Source organism: Duncaniella sp., from assembly GCF_029056165.1.
Lineage (GTDB): Bacteria > Bacteroidota > Bacteroidia > Bacteroidales > Muribaculaceae > Duncaniella.
This window is the reverse complement of the sequence record NZ_JAIDBW010000063.1, coordinates 1-2,504: the sequence shown is the minus strand read 5'-3', so window position 1 is coordinate 2,504 and position 2,504 is coordinate 1. Positions and strand designations below refer to the sequence as shown.

The following is a 2,504-nucleotide window of genomic DNA, read 5'->3' as shown; positions in this document are numbered from 1 at the left end:
TATTAGGAATGATATTAATATGGCTAAATAATATATGCGGATTTTGAATTCCTATCCGATAAATTGACCGAAAAAAAAGTGTAAATCGCTTAATGAGCGATTTTACTCTACACTGCAAAATTACTCATTTATCCTGAATTTCAGGCATTTCTACATGTTAAAAATTACACTCAAAAATGCCGTTTGGTCAATATTGGTCAACTTCATTGACCAAATGTAATTTTTCGACACACTCAATTCATTGATATATAAATCTTTATGAAAACATAAAATCGCTCATTAAGCGATTTTAGTTATAATCGTGGAAATGAATTGATAATGAACAAATTACAGACAGTTAAAAATACGCAGATAGATGTCAATTTGATACACACATGTGTTATCATTCTTCTTTGTGCGCTCTGTACGCTACAGCTTAAGGCTGAGAAAGTAGAGCCTGATTCGCTCGACCGTTTTGCTGTCAGCACAAACGCTCTCTACTGGCTCATGACGACACCGAATGTCGGTATTGAGATAGCCACATCGCGCCGTTTCTCTCTTGCCGCATCCATCGGTTATAATGCTTTTAATCTTCCCGACAAATTCGGGACTCCCGGTGCCCTCTCCAATCCCAAGCTCAACCATTGGCTGGTTACGCAGGAGAGCCGTTTATGGTTGCGTCGTGTTTATGAAGGATCATATTTCGGTTTTCATCTTATGGGTGGAAAATACAATATCGGAGGTCTGACTTGGCCAAAGATTCTGCGTGGTTATCGTTACCAAGGATATGCACTTGGTGCCGGATTGTCATACGGTCACGAATGGAAACTTGGAGATCACTGGCGTATCGGTGCTTCAATCGGTGCGGGATGGATGTATCTCAATTATGACAAATATAACTGCGGCAGTTGCGGCAAGCGCGTGTCGCACCGTGCGCGCCACATAGCTACTGTCACAAACGCCTCCCTCTCATTCAAGTACATATTCCCGACCCACAGGCGTACTGTCATCAAACATGTGCCTACATATGTGGAAGAAACTCCGGTGGTTATCCACGAAACACCCGATACGGCTCATAACGCCATCGAAGAGCTTATATACGAGCCTGAGAAAGAAGTGAATGATACTTTAAAATTCGGAGTGTACTATGATGTCAATCAGCACGAGCCGATACAGTTGAGGTTGAATTCCTATCTTGATTCACTGCGTGGGCTTGAAATTCTGGCGGTGAAGATAGACGGCTATGCCTCGCCTGAATATACAGCTATCTACAACCTGATGCTGTCGGAGCGTCGCGCACGTGGCGTGGCTGAGCAGATTGCGAGAGTCCTCGGCATTCCGGCCTCCGGCATAACGATGACGGCTCATGGCGATGATTGGGAGGGACTCAGACATAAAGCCGAGGTTGTGATGATGGGTGATGAAGTCAACTTTATCCTTGACAGTAATTCCGACCCTGAAATCCGCAAACAAGATTTGCGCGCACTGAGCGACTACCGTGTATTGCTTTACCGTGTGTTCCCGCTTTTGCGACGAACCGAAGTAACAATCATTTATCGCTGATTGATGAAACAGGCTATAGCACATATAATTTATAAAGCTATGGTTTCCCTCACACTACTTCCGATCATCCTCTCAAGCTGTCAACTTGAGGATGATCGTGACCTCTGTTGTCCCGAGCCATTGACGATGCATTATGTCTACCTACCCAACGGAACAGATGTTTTCTCTGACAATATTCGCTCACTACGTCATTTCCTATTTGACGTTGACGGAATTTTTATCCGCGAATTACCGTCAGGAGAAAGACTGAAAAACCAACCTCTGGATTTGAATGCAGGAACATATACGATGGTAACCGTTGGCAATATGACAGATATATCCGTTCACGAGCATGGCAGCGATAATAAATTGGAGAATTTCTCCCTCAGTCATACGGTAAAGAGTAAGTCGAGCGAATACGCATACACCAATTCTGACGAACTATTTTGGGGAATCAAGCATTTCGCAATCGACTCAGAAGGACGTGGCTTGGAAGTAAGTAAAGATGGTATGGGGTTGTCTTCAAACCGTCTCACGACAGAGATGGTCAATATACATTGTCATCTGAAAGTAACCGTTGAATGGGCTAATCGACCTCCGCATATAGGAAGCTATGAGATGGATCTTATAGGAGTGAATACACAATACTCACTTGACACTGAAAAGGTATCCCTTACAGCGGATGGTCTAGAAGTCCCCTTAGGGAATAGGTCTGAAACATACCGGCTTAATGTCCCTCTGCGTCAGCTCGAACTTCGGGCGGAGTTTGTGACGCTGAGATACACCGACACGCAGATTCCAACTCTGCGAATCAAGTTTGACGGCCTCCCCATAATCCCTGACATTGATCTCGGCAAAGCGTTCCGCACATGGGGATGGCGACCATCGGTCACCCACGTCCAGGACTACGAGATACTGCTGAAGGTCATCAACGAAAACCGTGTGGATCTCCTTCCTATGGTCGAAGGTTCGGTAGCTGACTG

General features: G+C 44.8%; 2 protein-coding genes. Both read left to right on the top strand.

Features of this window, described 5'->3' with window-relative positions:
- Positions 1-318 precede the first annotated feature (318 nt).
- Positions 319-1,542, top strand: coding sequence for a DUF3575 domain-containing protein (locus K2G41_RS12360; RefSeq protein WP_300118746.1), 1,224 nt, complete (start codon positions 319-321; stop codon positions 1,540-1,542).
- Between the two features lie 3 nt (positions 1,543-1,545).
- Positions 1,546-2,504: FimB/Mfa2 family fimbrial subunit (locus tag K2G41_RS12355; protein WP_366145432.1), on the top strand; the 959-nt coding region annotated here is incomplete at its 3' end.